Below are 22,097 nucleotides of genomic sequence, written 5' to 3'. Positions count from 1 at the left end.
ACGAGAATCATCGCTATGAAGATTATCAGAGTGCCAATGCCAACCTGTGCCCTGCGGTCCCTGAGAAATTTACCACCCATACATCATTCACCTCCACAAAATGAAGAGAAGGGAAGTATTTTCCCTACCCCCACTCTGTTATGTACTGCTGGCTGATAACACTGGGCACTGTTTTCTTGATCGTCGTGGTCTGGCCCGCCTTTGGCTGTACTGTCATGATGAACTCGTCGTCAGGTGCAAGGGCATTGCTGTTGGATAGTTCATCACCGCTGTTGTCCACAAGCCAGTAAACTATCTCTATTATCTCTCCAGGCTCGAGGACTGTGTTCTCACTTCCGCTGCTGTCCTTGTCCTTGAGTCTGCGGATTTCAAAGATAGCCTTGTTCTGCGAATCCGCGGTTGAGTTGACACTTTCCAGCGCGTCTGTGAGGCTCAGAGTAGTCTGATATGCAATACCGCTGACATAGGTGTCGCCCTCCTGGTAGGTGAGCACTATATCGCTGTACTTCACATCACCGCTGCCGGAGGCAAGCTGCGCAGTGAGGATTATGGCGTCGATTCGGTTGTTGCTGGTGCTGTTGGTGTAGCCCACGACGTTGGTCACCTTTATGTTAGTCGAAACCTCCTTTGTGGCCTGCTCACCCGTCACAGTGGCCTTCTGCTGAAGTCCGCCAGACGTCTTGAGCAGGACGCCCGCTGCTACCGCCGCCACGAGAATCATCGCTATGAAGATTATCAGCGTGCCAATGCCAACCTGTGCCTTGCGATTTCTTAGAAATCCCCCAACCTTCATAAAACCCCTCCTTTTAGGTTTTTAAAACTAACCACCCCTAGAATTGTATATATAATTTTTTTTTCGAGCCTCGAAACCACACCTCAGATGGTACTGCTATTTTGTGGTGTAAATATGTGTGTAACAAAAAAATAAAATTTTCAACCCTCCAGAATATGGTTTTAATAGATTAAATGCTGCCATGCATTGTAAAAATTAGAGAAATCACATGATGCATCATATGCGGATAAAAATCTACTTGAATGCATGTCTCGGTAAATCTCTACCCGCCATTTTTGATTTTTCGAATCATATTTAAATTTCCTGTCCGCAAACAATCTTTCAAGTTCCAGGGTGTTGACTATAAAGAATTCATAATCTATCGCATTCCTCTCACTCTGGTCAAAATGTACCCCAACGAATATATAGAATACATTTTCACCGAGTATCTCCCTGTGACGCATCCGGGAAATCTCCCACCAGTAGCTGTACTGTGCTCCTCTGGGCAGGTATCTGTCGAAGTGCTTTTTGCTTGTCTTTATCTGAAGGCCTATGAATTTACTTCGGTTGTATCCAACAACATCTATCCCTCTATCCTTTACAGGAGCAAAACTGCCAAATTCCATGTGTGCAAGACGATGGAAAACCTCCAGAACGCCGAGATTACCCGTATTCAAGGCTCACACCAAATATTGGCTAGAGAGCATAAGGTAAGATATAATTTTTTTTTCGAAACTCGAAACAATAAAGATTTATAACCTCTGGGTAAGGAGCTAGCATGGAAGCCAAGAGAAAGGAAAAGCTGGAATTACGAGCCTACAGGCTTGGTTTTGAGGTTGGCTTCCATGCCCACGACGAATGGACAAGCTGGGTGTGGAAAGAGAAAAAGAAGATTTTTAATGAAGCGCGGAAAGGTAAATTCCTGGAGAAAGTTGAGGCAGCCTATGAGAAAGGTAAATTTGATGGTTTTTTACGTAAAAAGAAAATAAAAGAAAGTAAAACAGTTGAAAAGCGAACTGAAATAGGACTTATCAGCAGGCCATCCTTCATCTCAAAACCTGCGATGACGAAGGTTGTAAAAACAGTGCTCCTGCCAAAATTTCTCAGATTTTTCAGATAGTCTTCAGCAGGCTGGCAACTATTATTCCTTTTTCAGTTATTTCAAGCCTGCGCAGGTTGCAGTCATGCTTTGTTCCCCGCATCTTTATTATCTGAATCGCCCGTACCATCTGTGAGTTGGAGAGGAAATTGTGAAGAAAAATAACCCCATGAGCCAGGAAGTGCTCCGGAAGATATCTCTCCGGATCAGTCATCTCTGAGAGGAGCAGTGTGGTACACCCGATTTTCTGAAGTCCACGCACAAACTCCCCCATCTGCTTCTTTTCAAATCTCGGGTCAGTGCCTATAAATTTCACGGCAGAAATTGAGTCTATAACGAGCCTTTTAATCCCCCTCAATCTCACATGCTCTGAAATTCTGGAGAGCAGCTGCTTGTATGTCGGGAACTCTGCGGAGGTTTCCAGCATCTCGCCAAGGTCCATAAAGAGGAGTTTTCCCGAGCTAACTAGTTCGCCGATTTTGAAAGAAAATGCCTGCATATCGGCGACTATGTTGTCCACATCCTCAATCAGAGAAACAAACAACCCGCGCTCTCCCTGCCATGCACCGCGGGCAAGAAACTGGACCCCAAAGGTGGTCTTTCCACTGCCTGGAGGGCCGCTCAGCACATAAATCCTGTTGGGCACCAGGCCACCTTCAATAAGGGCATCCAGCCCTGTGACTCCGGTACTTATCCTCTTTTCAGGCTTCAATTTTCTAAGAGTTGCAATCAACTCAACTACCTCTTATGAAGAGTTCTTTGAGGGCTAATTAAAGATTTTTTTTCATCTCTCGAAACATATCCAGAAGGATTAATCTTAAAAATTTCTTATTTAAGCTAAAGGTAGGTATAAATTCAGGGGGTAATGGATGAAGAAGAGGGTGCTGGTTGTGGATGATTCAGCTCTAATGCGAAAGCTGATTTCTGACATGGTTAACTCCTCCCCAGACTTCGAGGTTGTGGGCACAGCAAGGGACGGGGAGGATGCCATTAAAAAGGTAGGCCAGCTCCGCCCAGACGTGGTAACCATGGATGTGGAGATGCCCCGCGTTAATGGCCTCGAGGCACTGGCGCACATCATGATGCACATGCCGACACCCGTGATAATGCTCTCTGCGCTGACAAAGGAGGGTGCAGAAACAACCATAAGAGCGCTGGAACTGGGTGCCGTCGATTTTATTGCCAAACCTGGAGGAAAGAGCATCTCAATGAGCATAGAAGAGATAAAGGATGAGCTTTTGAGGAAGATACGTGTGGCTGCGCACGCGAAGCCGAGAAGGCTCTATATTTCCCGAAAAAAGAAGCATCTGCTGCCTAAAATCCGGCATGAAAACACAGTCATTGTGTTCGGCGCATCCACAGGCGGGCCTGGAACCTTGATAGATATACTTCAGGCTTTACCTGCCGATATGCCGCCTATTTTTATAGTTCAGCACATGCCCCCGGGCTTCACATCATCCTTCGCGAGGAGATTAAATACCCTTTCCCGGTTTGAGGTTAAAGAGGCAGAAGATAGAGATGCCATAAAGAAGGGGATGGGCTATGTTGCACCCGGGGATTATCATATGCTCATCAGGAATGGACGCATAAGGCTCACTCATGGACCAAAGCTCCACAGTGTAAGGCCAGCGGTGGACATTACCATGGAGAGTGCGGCAGAGAGCTATGGGCAGAACACCATAGGTGTTCTCCTGACCGGGATGGGCAGCGATGGTGCCGAGGGACTCAAAAAAATCAGAGCTTCGGGTGGGAGGACAATTGCTGAGGCAGAACAAACCTGTGTGGTCTTTGGCATGCCAAAAGCCGCTATCGAGGTGGGTGCAGCAGAGGTAGTTGTGCCCAGCTACAAAATCCCTGTAGAGATTATAAGGATGTTGGAAGAATGATATCCACAAGCCAGGACTATTTTCCGCTGCTGAAACGGAGAATTAAAGATATTATAGACTTTAACAGCGAATTCTATGAGGAAAAGCATCTGAGGAGAAGGGTTGCAATAAGGATGCGTGCACTTGACATCGCATCCTACAGGGAGTACCTGAAGATACTCGAGAGAAACAGAGAAGAATGCAAAAAGCTCTCAAAGGTTCTGACCGTCAATGTCACAGAGTTCTTCCGCAATCCAGAGACCTTTGAGGTTATAAAGCAGAGCGTGCTGCCTGAGCTGGTGAGACTTAAGCTGAACAATGGCAACAGGGTGCTCCGCCTGTGGAGCGCAGGATGCGCCGATGGCAAGGAGCCCTACTCTCTTGCGATGCTCATAAGAGAGGTGCTTACAGGAAGAGAAGACCTCACGGTCAAGATTATGGCGACAGACATAGACATCGACAGCCTTGAAAAGGCAAGGCGTGGCATATATCGCGAGGATGAGGTAAAGGGAGTGAGGAGGGAGTACCTCAAAAGATATTTTGAAAGAATCGACGAGGGTTACAGAGTAAAAGATGAGATAAGTAAGATGATAACCTTTGAGCGGAAGGATTTGATCTCAGAGAGAAAATATAAGGTTATGGATGCGATAATTTGCAGGAATGTGGTCATATACTTCTCAAAGGAATTGAAAGAGAGGCTGTTTATGGACTTTTACGATTCGTTGAACATGGGCGGTTTTCTGATTCTGGGGAAGACTGAAAATCTCTCAGGCCCCGCAAGAAGAAAATTTAAGGTGTTCAACAACATTGAGAGAATTTATAGAAAGAGATAGGAGGTGAGGCACATAAGGGCCCCCCTCCCCCACACTTCCCCGGAGGTATCCATTCGTATCTTAATTGTTATATAAGTAGATTATTTTTCGAATTCTGAAACATGCCCCTCAAACTGTCCCCTTACGGTGCGATATCTGAAGGGGAATGAATAAAAAGTTAATCCAGCTCCCTGGGATCAGCGATTCGCCCTGCAACAGCACTGGCTGCAACAACCGCTGGATTCGCCAGGTAAACCTCACTCTCCTTGTGACCCATCCTGCCTATGAAGTTGCGGTTCGTCGAAGAGATTGCGCGCTCACCCTTGCCGAGAACACCCATATATCCGCCCAGACATGCGCCGCAGGTTGGTCCCGAAACAAATGCCCCCGCTTCGACAAAGGTCTCCACCAGGCCTTCGCGAACCGCCTGACGGTAAACCTCCTGTGTCGCTGGAACAACTATCATACGCACATTCTGGTGGACCCTCCGCCCGCGCAGAATCTTTGCAGCGATGCGCAGGTCCTCTATTCTCCCATTTGTACAGGAGCCCAGGTACGCCTGGTCTATGGTTATATCCCAAAGCTCACCTACGGGTGAGGTGTTGCTGGGAAGGAAGGGCTTTGCCACAGTGAGGGGTATTTCCTCTGCCTCGTAGGTGAAGGTCTCTGCATAGGCTGCATCGGTATCTGCATAAACGGGCTCATAGTTACCGCGCACCCTCCCCTTAAGGTATGTGAAAACCCTCTCATCAGGAGGGATAATCCCTGCCTTACCCCCTGCCTCGATTGCCATGTTTGCTATGCTTATCCTGTCTGCGAGGGGCAGGGCTTCGATGGCAGAGCCATAGAACTCCATTGCCTTGTACAGCGCGCCATCCACACCTATATCGCCTATTATGTGGAGTATTACATCCTTTCCCATCACATACTCGCCTAGCTTGCCCTCCACAACAAAGCGCAGACTCTCTGGCACGCGGAACCAGAGCTTTCCCAGAGCCATTGCACTTGCCGCCTCAGTGGACCCCACTCCGGTGGCAAAGGCACCGAGAGCGCCGTAGCTGCAGGTATGTGAATCAGCACCAATGATAAGTCTCCCGGGAGCCACAAAACCCTGTTCTATCATAAGCTGGTGGCATACCCCGCCTCTTCCAACTTCAAAATAGTTGGGCAGGTCGTATTTATGTGCAAACTCCCTCATCGCCTTTGCCTGCTCAGCGCTGGGAATGTCCTTATTGGGCACATAGTGGTCAGGAATAAGCACCGTCTTTTCCTTAATTGGCCTTGCCTTCTCACCAAAGCGCCGGAAAACATCAAAGGCCGGCAAACCCGTGATGTCGTTGACCATGACATAGTCTACCTCTGCCTCAACTATCTCACCCGGCGAAACCTCGCGCTTGCCAGCCTTTTTAGCAAGAATTTTCTCAGATATGGTGGCGCCCATCTTCAGCCTCCCTGCCTTACCGCAAGGTTAGTCAAGCCCCTCCCTGAGTAAAATACCTACTTCTTCTCCTTCCAGACAGTGTAGCCGCACTTCCCGCACGCAAGACGATTGCTGTGCTCCGCCATAAAAACGCCCTCACCACACCTCGGGCAGGACTGGCGCTTTTTTTCCAGCTTATCACCCTTAACTTCATAGTACTTCCATTTTTGTGTCATAATATCGCCTCATTTACTTTTCTTTTTCTTCTTTGCCGTCTTTTCTGCAATCTCCCTGCCAGCCTTCAGGGCTTCAATCTCCTCCTCAGAGAAGTTCTTTCTAAGGACGTGCTCCTCCTCAGTGCTCAGCATCGCATCTCGGCTCTCATACACCATTACACTGGCTATGCTCTCGCGAGCACCAAAGCGGGAATGCAGACTCTCAACCACAACGCGGTCCTGGCTCGCATCCTTCAGGGCAACAACCTTATCCTTCACCTCCGCCCTGCGCGGTGTGGCGCCATTGTGACTCACCTTAACCTTGAGTTCAACCCTTTTCAGAAGTGGATTCACCTTCTCCTCAATAATCTCTATATCCACACTACCACCTCACTTCTTAATCCACTCGTCCTTGCTGAGTATGACCTTGAAGAGTGAAGCTGCATTGTACTTGGCATCATCATCCGCATGCACAAGAACAACACCCTCGCCGGGCTGCCCATAGAGGATGTCGTCACCCCACTCTGCCTCGATTATGCACGGAAGCACCGCGAGGTCTTCCTCGCCGTCCACAAGCACCACCTGCTCTCCCTCGCTCTGAAGCGCCTCATGTATGGCATCCCATAGCTGCTTGGTTATCCAGCCGGCAGGGTTCTCCACCTTTCTTATTTCTCCGCGAAGCTCATACTCTGCAATACCCTCGCGCTTTACCCTGTAGTCCACCACCGCCAGCTTGGGCTTCAGGTCAAGCTTAAGGGCATTGCGGTAGCTCTCATCACCCACCACGATGAGACTGCCCTCACCGAGTTCCTCCTTCGCAGCCTTCATCGCCTCTATGCCCTCGCCGCGGAACAGCTTTCCCATCGGCTTGCGCAGATAACTGCGAAGTTCATCAGGTAGCTTCAGGTCCTCCATCACTTAATCCTCAGGGCAAACTTACCTTTAGCTTTAATTCCCAGTTTCTGGGCAATCGCCGACTTCTCGGGGTTAATAATCCTTACGTACCCCAGCCAGTCGGGTGATGTGGGAGCATTGCAGTACACGCAGACATCCTGGCTGGTGTAGAGCCTACCACACTCCTTGCAGGCCTTTTCCTTTTTCGGCATCTCTACTTCTCCTTCTTTTTCTTAGACTTCTGCTTCTCTTCCATAATCCACTCAAACTTGCCCAGCGCGGGCTGACGCATGGTCAGGTTTATCTTTGACTCCTTGGTCTTCTCGGGATTCAGACTAACCGCAACTATGCGCGCACGCACGCGGTCATTCACCTCAAGGGCACGGCGTGTCTCCTTGCCCACAAGCGCGCCCCGCTTCTTGTCGTAAACTATGAAGTCGTCGGTGAGCTGTGAAACGTGCACAAGGCCGTCGAAGGAGGCAAAGCGCACAAAGGCACCGAAATCCACTATCTCGACAACCTCTCCGTCCACTATCTCATGAAGCTCCGGTTTGAACACCAGCACCTCGAAGGTTGTTGGATGGTAGGCTGCTCCATCTCCGGGTATCACCCTGCCTTCCTCGATCTCCCGGATTCCAGTAACAGCCAGTATCATTCCCAGCTCTGGATGAAGCCTGCCCTCGTAGCCGCCCTCATGGCGCCCGCGGTAGTCATAGCCCCGCTTGAGGATATCCAGTATGGTCTTCTCTAAGTTAGTGCCAAAGCGCTCAGGAGGAACGCGCACCAGTTCCTTCATCACAGCCAACTTGAATATAGGAATTCCTCCTTTTATCTATAGATATATGCTCGCAATCAGGGGTGCGAAGATCACAGCGATGGTGTTCATCACCTTAATCAGAGGGTTGATCGCTGGACCTGCGGTATCCTTGTAGGGATCGCCCACGGTATCGCCTACCACCGCAGCCTTGTGGGTATCGCTCCCCTTTCCTCCATAGTTACCGTCTTCAATAAATTTCTTTGCATTATCCCATGCGCCGCCGCCGTTTGCCATGGTCAGGGCGAGCAGTAAACCAGAGATTATGCTGCCTATGAGAAGGCCACCCAGAGCGAGGGGGCCCAGAAGGAAGCCCACCGCCAGGGGAGATAGCACCGCAAGAAGCGCAGGCAGAGACATCTTCTGCAGCGCGCCTTTGGTTACTATGTCAACGCAGCGCGCATAGTCGGGATCCGCCTTCCCTTCCATTATCCCAGGGATTTCCCGGAACTGGCGGCGAACCTCCTCCACAACGTAGGAAGCTGTGGCACCCACCGCCTCCATGGCAAAGGCAGCGAACAGGAAGGGTATAAGCCCGCCTATAAGCAAACCCGCGAGCACAGTGGGGTCAGCGATGTTGAAGGCAAGGATGTCCATCTCCTTCCCAAGCTCCTCTGCAACCCTGCTTATCTCCTGCAGGTAAGCGGCAAACAGCGCAAGAGCAGCCAGGCCGGCGCTGCCGATGGCATAACCCTTTGTAACCGCCTTGGTGGTATTGCCCACAGCATCCAGAGCATCAGTAACCTTGCGCGTCTCCTCGGGCAGGTCGGCCATCTCCGCTATTCCGCCGGCGTTATCTGTGATTGGCCCATAGCTGTCCAGCGCGACAATTATACCGGTTACAGAGAGCATTGCCATCGCCGCTATGGCGACACCGTATAAGCCAGCGAAGTGATAGCTGGCAATTATACCAGCGACGACAACAAGCACAGGTAAGGTGGTGCTCTTGTAACCCACAGCCAGACCAGCTATTATATTTGTCGCAGGCCCAGTCTGCGACGCCTTGGCTATCCTCTGCACAGGGGCAAACTTGGTTGAAGTGAAGTACTCAGTAATCACTATCATGGCTATGGTTATGCCCAGCCCAACGAGAGCGGCGAGGTACAGGTCGGCGGTGCTTGCGCTTATACTTCCCCGTATCGGGTCGGTGTAGCTCAGCCCCTGCGGGAAGAGCTTTGCAGTTATAATATAGAACAGCACCGCTGAGATAAGGCCGCTCGCAATTGCACCCTTGTAGAGGGTGCCCATTATGCTTCCATTGCCATAGCGCACAAAAAATATGCCTAGGATGGAGGCGACTATTGCAGCAGCCCCCAGGGCGAGGGGATACTCCACAGCCACAGGGTCACGGATGAGCACAAAGCCCAGAAGCATTGCGCCTATTGCAGTAACCGCATAGGTCTCGAACAGGTCAGCACCCATACCCGCGCAGTCGCCCACATTATCTCCCACGTTATCAGCAATAACCGCCGGATTGCGCGGGTCGTCCTCGGGTATGCCAGCTTCAACCTTACCCACAAGGTCGGCACCAACATCTGCGGCTTTGGTATAGATTCCGCCGCCTATTCGCGCAAAGAGGCTTATAAGGGAGCCCCCAAAGCCGAAGCCAATGATGAGGAAGGGATCCCGGAAGAAGTAGTAGAATATGCTCACACCCAGCAGGCCCAGGCCGACGACACACATACCTGTGACGGCGCCTCCTCTAAAGGCCAGAGGCAGGGCTTCGCCGAGCCCCCGCTTGGCGGCATTGGCAACGCGCACATTGGCGCGTACTGAGACATTCATACCTATATAACCGGCTGCCCCAGAGAAGATGGCACCCACCAGAAAGCTTATACCAGTCTGCCAGTTTATGGCCAGGCTGAGTATTATGAACAGGAGCACCGCAAAAATCGCTATGGTGCGGTACTGTCTGTTTAAGTAGGCCATAGCGCCCTCCTGAATCGCTCCGGCGATCTTGCGCATCCTCTCGCTACCAGCATCGTAGCGGAGCACATCCTTTATAAGGTAGCCTGCGAAAGCAAGAGCTAATAGGCTGACCGCAATTGAAGCAATAACTATTTCCATCCTTTTACCTCCTTCAGCAAATGTAACCCTCAACCGATAACTTCTGGCGCTCTCTCAAGAATATAACTGCCGAGCCTCTTTTTCTGACTTTCTCCTTTAAAACTTTATCGTTGGTGCAGATTATTGTACCCCTGCCAGCGAGCTTTTCCAGGGCTTCGTCGGCATCCCTCGCCTCGACGCTGAGCACCTCACAGCGCTGTCTCGCCAGGGTAAGCGCAGCTCCTGCAAACTTTGCAAGTTTGCCTCTGCTCTCTGCCAGCTGCTCAAGCTCGAAGAGCACCTGCTCGGGTACCGCATACCTGGGTTTTGCATTTATTAAAGCCTCTATCTCAGCGAAGATATCCACACGAAACTGAAAGGGAAGGAGCAGGAAGTTGGAATCAAGCAGCACAAGCATGGCTATACAATTATTCCATAGCCTATAAGGCGCCAGCGCGCACCTATTCTGCGTGAGATTGCAACGCGGTCGCCCTGCTGAGCACATACGGGAATCTTTAGCATCATCTCTGCGACATCGCCACGGGCGGAGGTGACTGTGCCCACAGTCGTGCCGGTGCCCACATTGAGCATGAGCGGCTCGCTGGTCTTTATCTTCTCCACCTTGAGCTCCTCCTTGGCCCCGACAACCCGCTCCATGAGGTGAACCTCAAGGGTGAACTTGTGCCAGGTGGGCGGAAGCGTACCCGGCCTGCCCAGGACCATTCCTGAGAGGCCATCTGCCTTTGTCAGACTGGGGTCGAGCTTTGTGCCTATCCCTATAAGCCCCCCGGGACGAACCTCATCGACACGCTTTTTGCCCACGTGCAGTGAGACCACCTCGCTGGTGAGCTCCCGCCACTTGGTTGTACCGGCTTCGGTTGTCCTGTATCCGGGTCTTATCTCAATCTCATCGCCCACGCGAAGCACGCCCTGAATCAGCGAACCCCCCAGAACACCGCCGCGCAGTTCCTCTGGCTTTGTTCCGGGTTTGTTAACATCAAAGCTTCGCGCAATGTACATCCGGGGTGGTTTGCTCTCGTCGCGCTTGGGTGTGGGTATCTTCTCCTCAATGGCGCGGATAAGCACATCTATATTGGCCCCGTGCTGCGCCGCCACGGGTATTATTGGCGCATTCTCGGCAACTGTACCCCTGACGAACTCCTTTATCTCCCTGTAGCTCTCCAGAACGCGCTCTTTTTTAACTATGTCTATCTTGTTCTGGGCTATGACTATGTTTTTAATACCTATAATCTCCAGAGCCATGAGGTGCTCTTTCGTTTGAGGCTGGGGACACGGCTCGTTGGCAGCTATTACCAGGATGGCGCCGTCCATTATCGCAGCGCCGCTCAGCATTGTCGCCATGAGCGTCTCGTGGCCGGGGGAATCCACAAAGGAGACCTCACGCAGGAAGCGCGTCTCTTCACCACACCTGGGACAGTGCTTTTTCGTGGTGTAGTAATCACATTTATCGCACTTTCTGAAGCTAACATTCGCATAACCCAGCCTGATGGAGATCCCCCGCTTTATCTCCTCGCTGTGCTCATCTGTCCACTTCCCTGACAGGGCCTGGGTAAGCGTGGTCTTGCCATGGTCCACGTGCCCGACCAAGCCAATGTTTATCTCAGACTGGACTATGCTAACCAACTCCTCTTACTTTTTCTCCTCTCCCTTGGGGAGGAGTTCTTCTATGCTCTTCTTACCCTTCTCCACTATCTTGGCGTTTATCTGCACTATCTCGGGCACATAAACATTGCCGCGAACGCGCTTTCGGCGAATCTGGCCCTTCTCCCTCGGGTGAAAGCCCGGGGGTGAGCGCAGCAGTATGCGAGGGCGAACCCGTCCATGAACATCGCGGCGCATGGGGAAGCCGTCCCTGTCGCTTCCGCCTGTAAGCTGAATCTTGTAGCCGGCTATGCCAAATGCAGAGCCATCTATAACCTCGCCAATCCTGCGCCCCACTATGCTGCGCATCTTGGCCTCGTCGAGCTCAATTTTGTATGCTCTACCCGTCTCTGGGTCCGAGAGCACCATTGTTGCAACCTTCTCAGCCATTCCTAAAGCCTCCTAATAATAATTATTCTCCTACAGCCCAGAAAGGATTCTCTCTGCGCTTTATCCTGAGGATTTCTTCAAAGGCAGATACTTCATCCTCAGTCAGGAATTCTCTGTACTTCTGGTTTATTAATTTTGCCTCGTTTTCAGGAATATCTGTAAAGAGGATGTCGCGCTCATTTATGTTCCTGCCCACCACAGCACCTTCTATGCTCATCGCCACCTGCATACCCTTAGTCGCCTGGGGTATGCTCTCTCCCCGCTCCTGCAGGCCCTTCACAACACCCACCCTCTTACCTTCGCTGTTCATAAGCTTAAAGCGCGGCTTCACAACGCCTGCGAGTACCTCTATTCCAACTATGGCAGGCTTGCTGCTCCTGAAAACATAACCCGGGAGAACCTTAATCTTCGCCGGCTTTGTGAGCTTCTCGAACTCCTGGGCACGCTCGCGGGCGCGCTCCATCTCCACATGCATCTCATAATCCTCGATGAGCTTGTAGATGACGCTGTTGATTATTATTGGCACGCCCCTGTCCTGCGCCCTCGCCTCGGCATCGCGCCTTGCCTTAACATTGAAGCCAAGCACAACGCCCAGAAGCGGGTCTTCCTCGCGCACCGCCTCGGCCATGAGCACATCTCTCCGCGAAATATCACCCACGTCCGCATGCTTTACGGCTATCCCCGCCTTCTGGAGCATGTTAACCAGAGCCTCCAGGGAGCCCAGCGTATCTGCCTTTACCACCACGCCCTTCTTATCTGTGGTTATCTTAATCTCCTCTATCTCGCTTCTGACCTCCTGCACTGCACGCTCCACGTCAGCGTCGGCAACAACCACGGGCGAGCCTGCAATTGAGTCCTCCAGCCTTGGGGCGGCGATTTTAACTCCAGCACTTGCGTGAACCTCCTTGACGTGGTCGAAGCGGAAGCGGGGGTCACGAATCTCATCCAGGGGCTTGGGCTTGAGCAGTGAGCGCACCTTTGTAACTATTATATCACTCCTGCCCGCGAGCACTATGGTGTCGCCGCGCTTTATCTTCCCCTCGTAGACTATAACGTCGATGGTAGTGCCCAGCCCCACCTCCTCCTTAACCTCGAGGATTGTACCCTTTCCCGGCTTCTCGGTGTCTATGTCCAGCTTTCTGCCCAGAAACTTCTGGGCCAGGCCGGTGAGCACCATTAGAAGCTCCGGGATGCCCTCACCTGTAACTGCGCTCACGGGCACAATGGCAATCTGCTTTTCAAATTCGCGCACCCTGTCGAAGCGCTCACACTGAAATCCCTCCTCATACAGCCTGCCCACTATCTCGTAAATCTTCGTGTCCAGCTGTGCCTTGACAGCTTCGCTCTGCTTGGCATAGCTGTGAGCAAAGGGGTAGTTCTCAAACACCTGCCAGCCATGGATCTTGTCTATCTTGTTCGCAGCCACCAGAAAGGGTGTGCGGTAGGTTTTGAGAATGTTGAGTGCCTCGAAGGTCTGTGCTTTGAAGCCCTCATTTATGTCCACAACGAGGATGGCGAGGTCTGCAAGAGCACCTCCCCTCCTGCGCAGTGTTGTGAAAGCCTCGTGGCCGGGTGTGTCTATGAAGAGCAGGCCGGGTATGGTGAGCCCTATGCTGAGCTGCTTCAGCAGCCCGCCACACAGCTTTTCAATTACCTCTATTGGAATTTCCGTCGCGCCTATGTGCTGGGTTATACCACCTGCCTCTCTGGCTGCGACGGCGCTGCCCCTGATCCTGTCCAGAAGGGTTGTCTTGCCGTGGTCCACGTGGCCGAGAACTGAAACTATGGGCTGACGAATCATCTTACCTCGCCTTATAATTCAGCGCTGGTTTCTTTTCATATAAATAGCTACTCCTCGTATACCCATTCCTCATCTGTACGGGAGTAGCTCAGAATCTCACTCTCATCAAAAAACAGGGGTATCTCGCGCTCTGCCGAAGCTGGGGAATCGCTCGCATGCACCACATTGCGCCCCACGTCCAGGGCGAAGTCGCCGCGTATTGTCCCGGGAGCAGCTTCCTGAGGATTTGTGGCACCTATCATGCTCCGCAGCACTTTAATCGCATCTCTGCCCTCAACCACCATCGCCACAACTGGACCTGAGGTTATGTAACCTATTAAGCCTTCGAAGAAGGGCTTGTCACGGTGCTCACCGTAGTGCTGCTCCGCAAGCTTGCGCTCTATCCTGAGCATCTTCACCGCAACTATCTTCAGTCCGCGCCTTTCAATGCGGGAGATAATCTCGCCCACCAAACCACGGACCACGCCATCCGGCTTGACCATCAGAAAGCTTCTCTCCATGCTCTAACCCCTGCGAACCCACTTGATTTTGCGAGGGTTGCGCCTCAGCTTGAGCATGTTCTTCTCGCACTTGCTGGAGCAGAATCGGAGTATGCTTCCGTCCTTCTTCACAAACAGCTTCCCTGTGCCCGGCTCTATGCGGCGTTTACAGAAGGAGCACTCTCTGGCTTCCATAATACCACCTACGGCACCTTGAGTTCGCGCGCCTCGCGCTCTGTCTCCATGAGGATTATTACGTCTCCTACTTTGGTGGGACCTTTGACGTTCCTGCGGATTATCCTACCCTTGTCCCTTCCCTCGAGGATGCGCACCTTAACCTGGAGAATCTCACCTGTCATCCCTGTTCTGCCAATGACTTCAACAACCTCTGCTGCAAAGCCACTGGTTTCTTCTTCCTTCACCATGACTATCACTTCTTGAGGGCCTTCACCTTATCAGCAATCTCATCCACAAGTTCCTTGGCCTTGCCGGGAGTTATTATGCTTGCTGCTGAAGCAGCAACCTCTATGCCAACCGCCTTGCCAAGCTCATGCTTGCTGGGCACATAGACATAGGGTATGCCTTTCTCGTCGCACAGCGCTGGCAGATGGGCAACAATCTCCTCGGGCTCAACGTCCTCGCTTATCACAACGAGCACACTCTGCCCGCGCTCCGCGTACTTGGTAACCTCGTTGGTACCCTTGCCCACTTTACCTGTACTTCTCGCCAGCTCAATCGCCTCATAAGCCTTATCAGCCAGCTCCTTTGGAGTCTCAAATCGAACATACATTTTAGCCATTCATCTACCTCCTTTCATCGGCATCATGACAACTCAGCCATGCTTGGTTAACATCTATAAAAAGTTTCCCCAAAGGGTGGGATAACTTCATCCTCATCCTTTTTAAAGGTTACTGTGAGGGGTGGAGAGGGTGTAAGTGGTTGAGACCCTGTAATCCTCAAGTTCGTTAACCTTCTCATTTATATCACCTGCGATGATGAGCTTAAGAGCCACCTGATATAGGGGCGCCGCACCCGCCCCTATTACCCCTTCCTCACCGGATAGGGGGAGTATTCTGGCGGCGGAAAAGGGTTCCTATATGATGAAAAGCCAGACTCTGAGCAGGGTTACCCGAACGAAGTGAGGGTGACGAAGTTATCCGTTTCGTGCGAAGCACGATAGGATGCCGAAGTACCCGAACGAAGTAAGGGTGACGAAGTTACCCACAACGAAGTTGCGGTGTGACGAAGGTATCCATTGTGAAAGGGCACAGGAACAACAATATCGCCTTTTTCTCGGCTACATCTCTATCCCGCGCTCTGTGATTCTGAACTCAGCTATCTCGTCGCTGCACCCGGCGCCGCGGTGCTTCGCCACGTAGAGAGCGCGCTTTACCCTGCCTCCAGCCATAATCCTCCCCATGAGGATAACTGTTGTTGCGTTGGCCTCCAAACCAGAGCTGCTCAGCCCGCGCTTAATAAGCTCGCTGAGAAGGCTCTCCTGTGTGGTCACCAGGTAGAGGGTGGTTATCCCGCCCGCGTCGTAGCTTCGCCCAGCCACAAGCTCGCGGCTGGCGAAGAAGCGCTCCCTCAGCGCTTCGCGTGCGAGCCAGTCATGGCTCTTGCGCACCATCCGCTGCACATAGGAGAGCACATCTCCCTGCAGAGGCGCTGTGTCCAGGGGCTCAACCCCATCCACCACCAGGCGCCTGACACCGCAGGCGAAGCTGCCGTACAGGAAGCGCAGCAGCCTTGCAAGGCTGCGGTTGAGGGCACTTTCGGACTGCGCATCCTCGCCTTCTAAAAGGCGAAGCAGCCGTCCGTCACCCAGGGAGAAGGGCTCGAGCTCGCCCTGCACCTCCTCAAGAGTCCAGCGGTAGAGGCGCCGGGCATACTCGCGATGGCGCTGGGAATCGCCCCGCAGGGTAAGGTCGAGAACTGCACCCCGCTTCCCCTCCTGCTCCAAGCCGGCGTTTGCAAAGCTCAGGCCAAGATGGGTCTTTCCTATCCCGGTAGCACCAAGCACCACCACGCTGGTACCAGGGATAAAGCCTCCGCCCAGCATGCGGTCGAGTTCAGCTATGCCTGAGCTAAGCATCCCTCACCTCCTCAGCTATTGCTATTGTAACCCTGCCATAGGCCCTTTTGCCCAGGAGGAGCTTTCCTCCGCCAGAGGCTATGTAGGCGCAGGGCTCTGCCACTGCAGCCACGCCCACGCTGCGCTTCACCAGCTCGCTGCCCCGGAAGTGCTCCTCCACCCGCTTAACCTCATCGACGGGAACAGAAACAACACGCACGCCCAGTGAGGCGGCAGCCTGAGCAATCCCCGGCTCCTCTGCCTTCCTGGGTATCGTGGCAAGAGCCTTAACACTCGCCCTGCTCAGCTTAGCATCGCGCAGCGCAGCCTCAATCGCATTCAGCACCTCCTCCTTTTCAATTCCCCTCCTGGCACCTATGCCAAGGATGAGGTTCTCTGGCCTTAGAAGCACATAGGGCTTTGAAGGGGGCGAGACCAGCCTGCTGGTAATCACAATGCACGCATCGCACTCCACGCTCTCAAGCTCTTCAATGCCATACCTCTCAAAGGGCTCCACATCTATCGCCAGCTCCGTAAAAATAGCGACGCGGCGATGGTTGGCTATCGCCGCATTAACCGCCTTCACATCGCCCTCCTCTACGGCGCCAAACCGTCCATCAATCTCCTCAACGCATGCTAAGCCCTGCACATCCGTGGAGGTGGTTATCACGGGCGTCGCTCCAATGCGATTTGCAATAAGCCCCGCAAGGGCATTGGCTCCTCTGTGCCCAGAGGCAACACTTATCACATGCCTGCCAAGCTCGTCGATGCACACCACCGCCGGGTCGGTGCGCTTGTTTCTGAGATGCTTTGCAAGGCTGCGCACCACTATTCCAAGAGCCATTATGCACACCAGCGCATCGTAGCTGCGCAGTGTTCTGCCAAAGAAACGCGAAAGCGGTTCAGAGAGCTCCCTGCCATAGCCCCCGTGCCTCCCGAAGACCTCCACCCTGTGCTCCGGCAGCGCGCCTGCAAGGCGCTCCGCAAGCCTTGCTCCATTCTCCGTAAGGTAGACCACAGCAATCCTCATAAGCTCACCTAGGGCAGGGTGCGGTACCTCGTCGCCGCCAGCCCAAACTCGATGATGAAGATTACAAGCGCCACTGCGAGAAAATAGCCTGAGATATCACTTCTGCGTTCCTCGAAGGTTATACTTCTGGCAATCTCACGGTAAACATCCCGCAAAGCCTCGCTGCTCGAGGCGAAGTGATACTCGCCGCCGGTAAGCTGGGCGATGCTCTTCAGTGTCTCCTCATCCAGACCCACGGGCTGAAGGGTACCCGGGATAAAGCCGGAGGGCGAGCCTATGCCCACAGTATAAACCCTTATCCCGAGGCTCTGGGCATACATCGCCGCATCTTCAGGCGCAATTCCCCGGTTGTTCTCGCCGTCGCTCAGCAGAACAACAACGCGCTTCCTGCCCTCGCTGCCGGCGAGCATACTCGAGGCAGCTATAAGCCCGTCGCCTATTGCAGTGCCGTCCTCGCGTCCAAAGGTTATGCCGGCGATGCGTTGCCTGACCTCATCCAGGCTGTCACTCAGGGGCGCCGCCACATAACTCACGCCGGAGAAGGTAACCACGCCCAGGCGGTCGCCTCGCTTCAGCTCTGAGGCGAAAACCAGGGCTGCGCTCTTCGCAGCCTCCAGACGATTTGGTGCAAAATCTGTGGCGCGCATACTCCCCGAGACATCTATAGCAAGGACGATATCACTGCTGGTGGTCTCCACCTTCATCACACTCATGGGCTTTGCCAGGGCGATTATTAAAAGGGTGAGCGCAATAAGGCGCAGGACGAGGGGGATGTAGTTCTCGTACACTGGTTTGCCGTGCATCGTGAGTCTGCGCAGCATCTCGAAGTTCGCAAACTTCAGCGCCACTCTGCGCCTGCGCTTAAGCGAGAGGTAGTAGAAGACCCCATAGGCGGGTATGAGCAGGAGCAGGAAGAGCCTCTCCTGAGCTGCAAACTCCATCCTAGCGCCTCCTGATACGCTGCACAAAGAATCGAAGCAGGGGCTTGAGCACATCCTGAGAGGTGTCTATTTCTATAATCTCAGCCCCAGCACTTCGCAGCATCTCCTTCACGCGATGGCTCTGGGCGAGGGCCCTGCGGAGGTAGGCCTTCCTGAACTCCTCACGGGAGGTGTTGACAACAAGGCGCTCGCCGCTCTCAGGGTCGAGCACCTCCACCAGACCAACATCTGGAAGGGTATAATTTCGCTCATCGCTCAGCTTCACCGCAATGACGTCGCAGCCCCTCAGAGAAAGGCGCCGCATCTGCTTCACCGCCTCCTCCAGCGAGGGGTCAAAGAAGTCAGAGATTATGAAGATTATGGCACGCTCCTTCAGCACGCGCCGCAGAAACTCCAGACCTGAGCTCAGCTTCGTGGTCCGACTCCCGGGCTTAAGATACACAAGCTCCCTGACGACGCGGTAAACATGACCCCTGCCCTTTCGTGGCGGCAGGTAGCTCTCCACCCTGTCGGAGACCAGAAGAAGCGCAAACCTGTCGCCGTGCTTGAAGGCGGAGTACGCCAGAGTGGCGGCGACCTCAATGCCCCGCTCCCTCATCGTTGCCGCACCAGTACCAAAATCGCAGGAGGCTGAGACATCAACCACGGCAACCACCAGCAGGTCCCGCTCCTCAACAAACTCCTTGACATAGGGCTTCCCGAACCTGGCCGTAACCCGCCAGTCAATGTAGCGTACATCATCGCCGTACTGGTACTCCCTCACCTCCGCAAACTCTATGCCTTTGCCACGGAAGGTGCTGCGATACCTGCTCGCCAGGAAGGTGTCCACTATCCTGTGTGTCCTGATTTCTATATCCCTTACCTTCCTCAGAATCTCCCTTGGCTCCACTCAGGGTACCTCTACGGCGCTCAAAATCTTCTCTATTATCTCGCCTGAGGAAACCTCCTCAGCCTCTGCCTCATAGGTGAGGATAAGCCTGTGGTTCAGCACATCTTCGGCTATCGCCTTTACGTCGTCGGGTATAACATAGCCCCTGCCCTCCAGCAGGGCATTGGCCTTCGCGGCGAGGGCGAGGAATATCGACGCTCGAGGTGAGGCACCGTACTGGATGTAGGGCGAAAGCTCCTCCAGACCAAAACGCGATGGGTTGCGTGTGGCAAAGGCTATCCTCACTATGTACTCCTTTATCTCATCGGCGATGTAAATTCCGCGCACATGGCTCTGAAGCTGGAGTATGTCCTCAGGGGTGAGTATCGCCTCCACCTCTATCTCCTCACCCGAGGTGTGCCTGGTGATTATCTCAAGCTCCTCCTCATCGCTCGGATAGGTCACATTCACCTTGAACATGAAGCGGTCCACCTGCGCCTCCGGCAGGGGGTATGTACCTTCTTGCTCTATGGGGTTCTGCGTCGCCAGCACAAGGAAAGGTCTGGGCAGTGTATAACTCTCGCCGCCTATGGTAACACTCCTCTCCTGCATCGCTTCAAGCAGAGCGCTCTGCACCTTTGGCGGCGCGCGGTTTATTTCGTCTGCGAGCAGAATGTTCGTGAAGATGGGGCCGAGCTTTGTCTCGAACTCCGCCGTCGCCTGGTTATATATCTTTGTGCCCACCAGGTCGGCGGGCAGTAAATCGGGGGTGAACTGTACCCGCGCGAAGTCGCAGCGCAGAGTCTTCGCCAAGGTGCGTATCATTAGCGTCTTTGCCAGACCCGGCACGCCCTCCAGCAAAACATGGCCATCGCTGAGGAGACTGAGCATCAGGCGCCTTAGCACACGCTCCTGGCCAACGATTACCTTGTGCACCTCTCTGAGCACATAGCCAAGTAGCTTTGCCTTCGCTTTTGCCTCCTGGTTGAGCTCCGCCGCTGTCATCTCACAGCTTCCTCGTCTTTACCAGAAGCTCGGCATTGAGCACACTCGCTCCGGCAGCACCGCGTATTGTGTTGTGCCCCATAGCCATGTACTTCACGCCGAGAATCCTGTCCTCTCTAACCCTGCCCACTGTCACAGCCATGCCGTTGCCTGCGTTTCTATCCAGGCGGGGCTGCGGACGGTCCTGCTCCTCCCGCACGATTATCGGCTCTGGCGGTGCGGTGGGCAGGCGAAGCTCCTGGGGCCTGGCTCTAAAGCTTCGCATCGCCTGCTTTATCTCCTCAGGCGTCGCCTCCTGCGAGGTGCGCAGGAAAATCGCCTCCGTGTGTCCGTCGAGCACAGCAACGCGATTGCAGGAGGCGGAAATTTCAAAGCTTGCCTGCTCTATCTCAGCGCCGTTGAACCTGCCCAGAATCTTCAGCGCCTCGGTCTCAACCTTCTCCTCCTCTTTTGCTATGTAGGGGATGAGGTTGTCAACTATCGCCATGCTGGGAACGCCGTTGTAGCCTGCGCCGGAGAGGGCCTGCATCGTCGTAACCACGACCTCTTCGATGCCAAAGGCGTCGTAGATGGGCTTGAAGGTGAGCGTCGCCATTATCGTGGAGCAGTTGGGGTTGGTAATTATCGCACCATCCCAGCCCCTGCGTTCCTGCTGCACCTCTATCATGTCGAGATGCTCCGGGTTGACTTCGGGGATGAGCAGAGGCACATCCTCGGCCATGCGGTATGCAGAGGCATTGCTGGCGACGATGAAGCCCGCCCTGGCAAACTCCGGCTCAACCTCCTTGGCAACACCGCCCGGTAAAGCAGAGAAGACTATATCTGCATGAACCTCGCGGGGCGAGACAGGCACCACCTCAAGGTCTCTTACAGCCTCTGGAATATCACCCCTGAGGTACCACTTCGCGGCGCTTGCGTAGCGCTTACCCGCGCTCCGCTCCGAAGCTGCTACGCAGGTAAGCTCAAAGTAGGGGTGCTCCGCGAGCAGCTGAATAAAGCGCTGTCCCACCATTCCAGTTGCTCCCAAAACTGCGACGCTGTACTTATCCATGACAACCACCTTGCTCTAAATCATCAGGACTCTTATATAAGTGTTTAAGGCATGCTAAAGCGTAACGTCGGCACATTTAAATGGTTTTTATGTACATAGACAATGGATGGAGGAGGAGCAGAGGAAGCTGGTTGAAGGGCTGAAGGAGTTGCTGGGAGAATTTGAGAATCTAAAGGGGGAGTACCACAGCATTGACAGAGAGTACATCTCCCTCCTCAGGCGCATGGAGAAGCTAGCCCTTAAAATAAGCGATGAAACCCTCAGGGAGCTGGAGGATGAGGAGCTTGAAAACACCATCAGGGCCCTGAGGCTCAAGAGCACATGGCAGACGTTCCACAGCTTCAGGATTTGACTTTCACGGCGTCACCCTCTCCACCGCATAGTATGTAACATCACCCTCCTCATCCACCACGGCGAATAGCATCCTTTTCCTAACCCCGTGTGCCAGTCTAACTGCGCGGGCGAGTTCTGTGAAGCTAAGCTCACTGTCCTCGCGCACCGCATGCACAAGAAAGCTGGAGTGCTCCCCGGGGTAAGCCCCGCGCTCATAAACACGGAAATGGGAGCCAAATTTGAAGCCGGTTTTCACAACATAGCCGCGCTCACGCAGATCACGATACGCCACATACCTGATAAACAGGTCCTCCTCCGGTGAGCCGAGGAGCTCCTCAAGACTTAAAGCGCGCTCCCCGCTGAACACCTCAAGTTTGCCCTTCTCCACAAGGTAGAGAGCCTCAACCAGCGACAGATAGAGTTTGCCGCTGCTCTTCTTCCCGTAGCCCTTCTGCACCAACCTGGAAATTGCCTTTGGGTCAGAGAGAATCACCCTGTCTTCTAAAAGGTAGCCCTTCATACCCCT

The 22,097-nt window shown here is 53.4% G+C and carries 30 protein-coding genes; 4 read left to right on the top strand and 26 right to left on the bottom strand.

Annotated features, from left to right (window positions below):
• The 3 genes from ACXJJW_RS03350 to ACXJJW_RS03340 form a co-directional block, all read right to left on the bottom strand.
• The coding region (locus ACXJJW_RS03350; RefSeq protein ID WP_456474314.1) for an archaellin/type IV pilin N-terminal domain-containing protein at window positions 1-80 on the bottom strand (80 nt) is incomplete at its 3' end.
• 44 nt (window positions 81-124) lie between these two features.
• Window positions 125-793 carry a flagellin gene (locus tag ACXJJW_RS03345; protein WP_456474310.1) on the bottom strand — a complete coding sequence of 223 codons (669 nt, stop codon included), beginning with the start codon at window positions 791-793 and terminating at the stop codon, window positions 125-127.
• A 161-nt stretch (window positions 794-954) separates the two neighbouring features.
• Window positions 955-1,449: a hypothetical protein gene (locus ACXJJW_RS03340; RefSeq protein ID WP_456474309.1), complete on the bottom strand. Its 495-nt coding sequence runs from the start codon at window positions 1,447-1,449 to the stop codon at window positions 955-957.
• 101 nt (window positions 1,450-1,550) lie between these two features.
• On the opposite strand from ACXJJW_RS03340, the gene ACXJJW_RS03335 reads away from it, so the two are divergent.
• Window positions 1,551-1,892: a hypothetical protein gene (locus ACXJJW_RS03335; RefSeq protein WP_456474308.1), complete on the top strand. Its 342-nt coding sequence runs from the start codon at window positions 1,551-1,553 to the stop codon at window positions 1,890-1,892.
• Here the strand turns inward: ACXJJW_RS03335 and ACXJJW_RS03330 are convergent.
• Complete coding sequence (locus ACXJJW_RS03330) at window positions 1,885-2,604, bottom strand: RAD55 family ATPase (RefSeq protein ID WP_456474307.1); 720 nt, start codon at window positions 2,602-2,604, stop codon at window positions 1,885-1,887. The two genes, ACXJJW_RS03335 and ACXJJW_RS03330, sit on opposite strands and share 8 nt — an antisense overlap.
• Before the next feature lie 136 nt (window positions 2,605-2,740).
• On the opposite strand from ACXJJW_RS03330, the gene ACXJJW_RS03325 reads away from it, so the two are divergent.
• Both ACXJJW_RS03325 and ACXJJW_RS03320 read left to right on the top strand, forming a co-directional pair.
• Window positions 2,741-3,757 carry a protein-glutamate methylesterase/protein-glutamine glutaminase gene (locus ACXJJW_RS03325; protein WP_456474306.1) on the top strand — a complete coding sequence of 339 codons (1,017 nt, stop codon included), beginning with the start codon at window positions 2,741-2,743 and terminating at the stop codon, window positions 3,755-3,757.
• Window positions 3,754-4,569, top strand: a complete 816-nt coding sequence (locus tag ACXJJW_RS03320; protein ID WP_456474305.1) for a CheR family methyltransferase — start codon at window positions 3,754-3,756, stop codon at window positions 4,567-4,569. The genes ACXJJW_RS03325 and ACXJJW_RS03320 overlap by 4 nt, the downstream gene beginning before the upstream one ends.
• 157 nt (window positions 4,570-4,726) lie before the next feature.
• Here the strand turns inward: ACXJJW_RS03320 and ACXJJW_RS03315 are convergent, their stop codons facing one another.
• The 21 genes from ACXJJW_RS03315 to asd all read right to left on the bottom strand — a co-directional run bounded on the left by ACXJJW_RS03315 (window position 4,727) and on the right by asd (window position 21,238).
• Window positions 4,727-5,989 (bottom strand): 3-isopropylmalate dehydratase large subunit, encoded by a 1,263-nt coding sequence (locus ACXJJW_RS03315; RefSeq protein WP_456474304.1) that lies wholly within the window; start codon window positions 5,987-5,989, stop codon window positions 4,727-4,729.
• A 56-nt stretch (window positions 5,990-6,045) separates the two neighbouring features.
• A complete protein-coding gene (locus ACXJJW_RS03310; RefSeq protein WP_456474303.1) occupies window positions 6,046-6,204 on the bottom strand; it encodes a 30S ribosomal protein S27ae in 159 nt (52 codons plus the stop codon).
• A gap of 9 nt (window positions 6,205-6,213) precedes the next feature.
• Window positions 6,214-6,564, bottom strand: coding sequence for a 30S ribosomal protein S24e (locus ACXJJW_RS03305; protein ID WP_456474302.1), 351 nt, complete (start codon window positions 6,562-6,564; stop codon window positions 6,214-6,216).
• Window positions 6,565-6,573: 9 nt separating this feature from the next.
• The gene (locus ACXJJW_RS03300) at window positions 6,574-7,098 is read right to left on the bottom strand and encodes a GTP-dependent dephospho-CoA kinase family protein (protein ID WP_456474301.1); all 525 of its coding nucleotides are present in this window, start codon (window positions 7,096-7,098) and stop codon (window positions 6,574-6,576) included.
• On the bottom strand, window positions 7,098-7,289 hold the full coding sequence (gene spt4 / locus ACXJJW_RS03295; protein ID WP_456474300.1) for a transcription elongation factor subunit Spt4: 192 nt from the start codon (window positions 7,287-7,289) through the stop codon (window positions 7,098-7,100). Before spt4 ends, ACXJJW_RS03300 begins: the two co-directional genes overlap by 1 nt.
• Window positions 7,290-7,291: 2 nt before the next feature.
• On the bottom strand, window positions 7,292-7,876 hold the full coding sequence (locus ACXJJW_RS03290; protein ID WP_456474313.1) for a DNA-directed RNA polymerase: 585 nt from the start codon (window positions 7,874-7,876) through the stop codon (window positions 7,292-7,294).
• Between the two features lie 33 nt (window positions 7,877-7,909).
• A complete protein-coding gene (locus ACXJJW_RS03285; RefSeq protein ID WP_456474299.1) occupies window positions 7,910-9,958 on the bottom strand; it encodes a sodium-translocating pyrophosphatase in 2,049 nt (682 codons plus the stop codon).
• A 13-nt stretch (window positions 9,959-9,971) separates the two neighbouring features.
• Window positions 9,972-10,355 (bottom strand): type II toxin-antitoxin system VapC family toxin, encoded by a 384-nt coding sequence (locus ACXJJW_RS03280; protein WP_456474298.1) that lies wholly within the window; start codon window positions 10,353-10,355, stop codon window positions 9,972-9,974.
• A gap of 2 nt (window positions 10,356-10,357) precedes the next feature.
• Window positions 10,358-11,572 carry a translation initiation factor IF-2 subunit gamma gene (locus ACXJJW_RS03275; RefSeq protein ID WP_456474312.1) on the bottom strand — a complete coding sequence of 405 codons (1,215 nt, stop codon included), beginning with the start codon at window positions 11,570-11,572 and terminating at the stop codon, window positions 10,358-10,360.
• 15 nt (window positions 11,573-11,587) lie between these two features.
• The gene (locus ACXJJW_RS03270) at window positions 11,588-11,989 is read right to left on the bottom strand and encodes a 30S ribosomal protein S6e (protein ID WP_456474297.1); all 402 of its coding nucleotides are present in this window, start codon (window positions 11,987-11,989) and stop codon (window positions 11,588-11,590) included.
• A 22-nt stretch (window positions 11,990-12,011) separates the two neighbouring features.
• On the bottom strand, window positions 12,012-13,790 hold the full coding sequence (infB, locus tag ACXJJW_RS03265; RefSeq protein ID WP_456474296.1) for a translation initiation factor IF-2: 1,779 nt from the start codon (window positions 13,788-13,790) through the stop codon (window positions 12,012-12,014).
• Window positions 13,791-13,837: 47 nt separating this feature from the next.
• The gene (gene ndk / locus ACXJJW_RS03260) at window positions 13,838-14,290 is read right to left on the bottom strand and encodes a nucleoside-diphosphate kinase (protein ID WP_456474295.1); all 453 of its coding nucleotides are present in this window, start codon (window positions 14,288-14,290) and stop codon (window positions 13,838-13,840) included.
• Between the two features lie 3 nt (window positions 14,291-14,293).
• Complete coding sequence (locus tag ACXJJW_RS03255; protein WP_456474294.1) at window positions 14,294-14,464, bottom strand: 50S ribosomal protein L24e; 171 nt, start codon at window positions 14,462-14,464, stop codon at window positions 14,294-14,296.
• 8 nt (window positions 14,465-14,472) lie between these two features.
• Window positions 14,473-14,694, bottom strand: a complete 222-nt coding sequence (locus ACXJJW_RS03250) for a 30S ribosomal protein S28e (RefSeq protein ID WP_456474293.1) — start codon at window positions 14,692-14,694, stop codon at window positions 14,473-14,475.
• A 5-nt stretch (window positions 14,695-14,699) separates the two neighbouring features.
• A complete protein-coding gene (gene rpl7ae / locus ACXJJW_RS03245) occupies window positions 14,700-15,068 on the bottom strand; it encodes a 50S ribosomal protein L7Ae (RefSeq protein WP_456474292.1) in 369 nt (122 codons plus the stop codon).
• 498 nt (window positions 15,069-15,566) lie between these two features.
• Window positions 15,567-16,364, bottom strand: coding sequence for an RAD55 family ATPase (locus ACXJJW_RS03240; RefSeq protein WP_456474291.1), 798 nt, complete (start codon window positions 16,362-16,364; stop codon window positions 15,567-15,569).
• Window positions 16,357-17,373, bottom strand: coding sequence for a cobalt-precorrin 5A hydrolase (locus tag ACXJJW_RS03235; protein WP_456474290.1), 1,017 nt, complete (start codon window positions 17,371-17,373; stop codon window positions 16,357-16,359). Before ACXJJW_RS03235 ends, ACXJJW_RS03240 begins: the two co-directional genes overlap by 8 nt.
• An 8-nt stretch (window positions 17,374-17,381) precedes the next feature.
• Window positions 17,382-18,314 (bottom strand): VWA domain-containing protein, encoded by a 933-nt coding sequence (locus ACXJJW_RS03230; protein ID WP_456474289.1) that lies wholly within the window; start codon window positions 18,312-18,314, stop codon window positions 17,382-17,384.
• A gap of 1 nt (window position 18,315) precedes the next feature.
• Window positions 18,316-19,203: a DUF58 domain-containing protein gene (locus tag ACXJJW_RS03225; protein WP_456474288.1), complete on the bottom strand. Its 888-nt coding sequence runs from the start codon at window positions 19,201-19,203 to the stop codon at window positions 18,316-18,318.
• Window positions 19,204-20,187 (bottom strand): AAA family ATPase, encoded by a 984-nt coding sequence (locus ACXJJW_RS03220; protein ID WP_456474287.1) that lies wholly within the window; start codon window positions 20,185-20,187, stop codon window positions 19,204-19,206. It lies immediately after the preceding gene.
• 1 nt (window position 20,188) lies between these two features.
• The gene (gene asd, locus ACXJJW_RS03215; RefSeq protein ID WP_456474311.1) at window positions 20,189-21,238 is read right to left on the bottom strand and encodes an aspartate-semialdehyde dehydrogenase; all 1,050 of its coding nucleotides are present in this window, start codon (window positions 21,236-21,238) and stop codon (window positions 20,189-20,191) included.
• 106 nt (window positions 21,239-21,344) lie between these two features.
• Between asd and ACXJJW_RS03210 the strand changes: the two genes are divergently transcribed.
• Window positions 21,345-21,590: a hypothetical protein gene (locus ACXJJW_RS03210; RefSeq protein ID WP_456474286.1), complete on the top strand. Its 246-nt coding sequence runs from the start codon at window positions 21,345-21,347 to the stop codon at window positions 21,588-21,590.
• Between the two features lie 3 nt (window positions 21,591-21,593).
• On the opposite strand, the gene endA is transcribed toward ACXJJW_RS03210, so the two are convergent.
• On the bottom strand, window positions 21,594-22,091 hold the full coding sequence (gene endA / locus ACXJJW_RS03205; protein ID WP_456474285.1) for a tRNA-intron lyase: 498 nt from the start codon (window positions 22,089-22,091) through the stop codon (window positions 21,594-21,596).
• Window positions 22,092-22,097 lie beyond the last annotated feature (6 nt).

This window comes from Candidatus Pyrohabitans sp., from assembly GCF_054014795.1.
This window is presented reverse-complemented; position numbering and strand designations above follow the sequence as displayed.

What these genes read in the sequence shown, in the direction of transcription:
- ACXJJW_RS03230 (WP_456474289.1), bottom strand. Translation starts at nt 18,314, where the DNA reads ATGGAGTTTGCAGCTCAGGAGAGGCTCTTCCTGCTCCTGCTCATACCC.
- ACXJJW_RS03255 (WP_456474294.1), bottom strand. Translation starts at nt 14,464, where the DNA reads ATGGAAGCCAGAGAGTGCTCCTTCTGTAAACGCCGCATAGAGCCGGGC.
- ACXJJW_RS03220 (WP_456474287.1), bottom strand. Translation starts at nt 20,187, where the DNA reads ATGACAGCGGCGGAGCTCAACCAGGAGGCAAAAGCGAAGGCAAAGCTA.
- ACXJJW_RS03335 (WP_456474308.1), top strand. Translation starts at nt 1,551, where the DNA reads ATGGAAGCCAAGAGAAAGGAAAAGCTGGAATTACGAGCCTACAGGCTT.
- asd (WP_456474311.1), bottom strand. Translation starts at nt 21,238, where the DNA reads ATGGATAAGTACAGCGTCGCAGTTTTGGGAGCAACTGGAATGGTGGGA.
- spt4 (WP_456474300.1), bottom strand. Translation starts at nt 7,289, where the DNA reads ATGCCGAAAAAGGAAAAGGCCTGCAAGGAGTGTGGTAGGCTCTACACC.
- ACXJJW_RS03240 (WP_456474291.1), bottom strand. Translation starts at nt 16,364, where the DNA reads ATGCTTAGCTCAGGCATAGCTGAACTCGACCGCATGCTGGGCGGAGGC.
- ndk (WP_456474295.1), bottom strand. Translation starts at nt 14,290, where the DNA reads ATGGAGAGAAGCTTTCTGATGGTCAAGCCGGATGGCGTGGTCCGTGGT.
- ACXJJW_RS03320 (WP_456474305.1), top strand. Translation starts at nt 3,754, where the DNA reads ATGATATCCACAAGCCAGGACTATTTTCCGCTGCTGAAACGGAGAATT.
- ACXJJW_RS03270 (WP_456474297.1), bottom strand. Translation starts at nt 11,989, where the DNA reads ATGGCTGAGAAGGTTGCAACAATGGTGCTCTCGGACCCAGAGACGGGT.
- ACXJJW_RS03250 (WP_456474293.1), bottom strand. Translation starts at nt 14,694, where the DNA reads ATGGTGAAGGAAGAAGAAACCAGTGGCTTTGCAGCAGAGGTTGTTGAA.
- infB (WP_456474296.1), bottom strand. Translation starts at nt 13,790, where the DNA reads ATGATTCGTCAGCCCATAGTTTCAGTTCTCGGCCACGTGGACCACGGC.
- ACXJJW_RS03210 (WP_456474286.1), top strand. Translation starts at nt 21,345, where the DNA reads ATGGAGGAGGAGCAGAGGAAGCTGGTTGAAGGGCTGAAGGAGTTGCTG.
- ACXJJW_RS03235 (WP_456474290.1), bottom strand. Translation starts at nt 17,373, where the DNA reads ATGAGGATTGCTGTGGTCTACCTTACGGAGAATGGAGCAAGGCTTGCG.
- ACXJJW_RS03300 (WP_456474301.1), bottom strand. Translation starts at nt 7,098, where the DNA reads ATGGAGGACCTGAAGCTACCTGATGAACTTCGCAGTTATCTGCGCAAG.
- ACXJJW_RS03325 (WP_456474306.1), top strand. Translation starts at nt 2,741, where the DNA reads ATGAAGAAGAGGGTGCTGGTTGTGGATGATTCAGCTCTAATGCGAAAG.
- ACXJJW_RS03280 (WP_456474298.1), bottom strand. Translation starts at nt 10,355, where the DNA reads ATGCTTGTGCTGCTTGATTCCAACTTCCTGCTCCTTCCCTTTCAGTTT.
- endA (WP_456474285.1), bottom strand. Translation starts at nt 22,091, where the DNA reads ATGAAGGGCTACCTTTTAGAAGACAGGGTGATTCTCTCTGACCCAAAG.
- rpl7ae (WP_456474292.1), bottom strand. Translation starts at nt 15,068, where the DNA reads ATGGCTAAAATGTATGTTCGATTTGAGACTCCAAAGGAGCTGGCTGAT.
- ACXJJW_RS03315 (WP_456474304.1), bottom strand. Translation starts at nt 5,989, where the DNA reads ATGGGCGCCACCATATCTGAGAAAATTCTTGCTAAAAAGGCTGGCAAG.
- ACXJJW_RS03285 (WP_456474299.1), bottom strand. Translation starts at nt 9,958, where the DNA reads ATGGAAATAGTTATTGCTTCAATTGCGGTCAGCCTATTAGCTCTTGCT.
- ACXJJW_RS03310 (WP_456474303.1), bottom strand. Translation starts at nt 6,204, where the DNA reads ATGACACAAAAATGGAAGTACTATGAAGTTAAGGGTGATAAGCTGGAA.
- ACXJJW_RS03345 (WP_456474310.1), bottom strand. Translation starts at nt 793, where the DNA reads ATGAAGGTTGGGGGATTTCTAAGAAATCGCAAGGCACAGGTTGGCATT.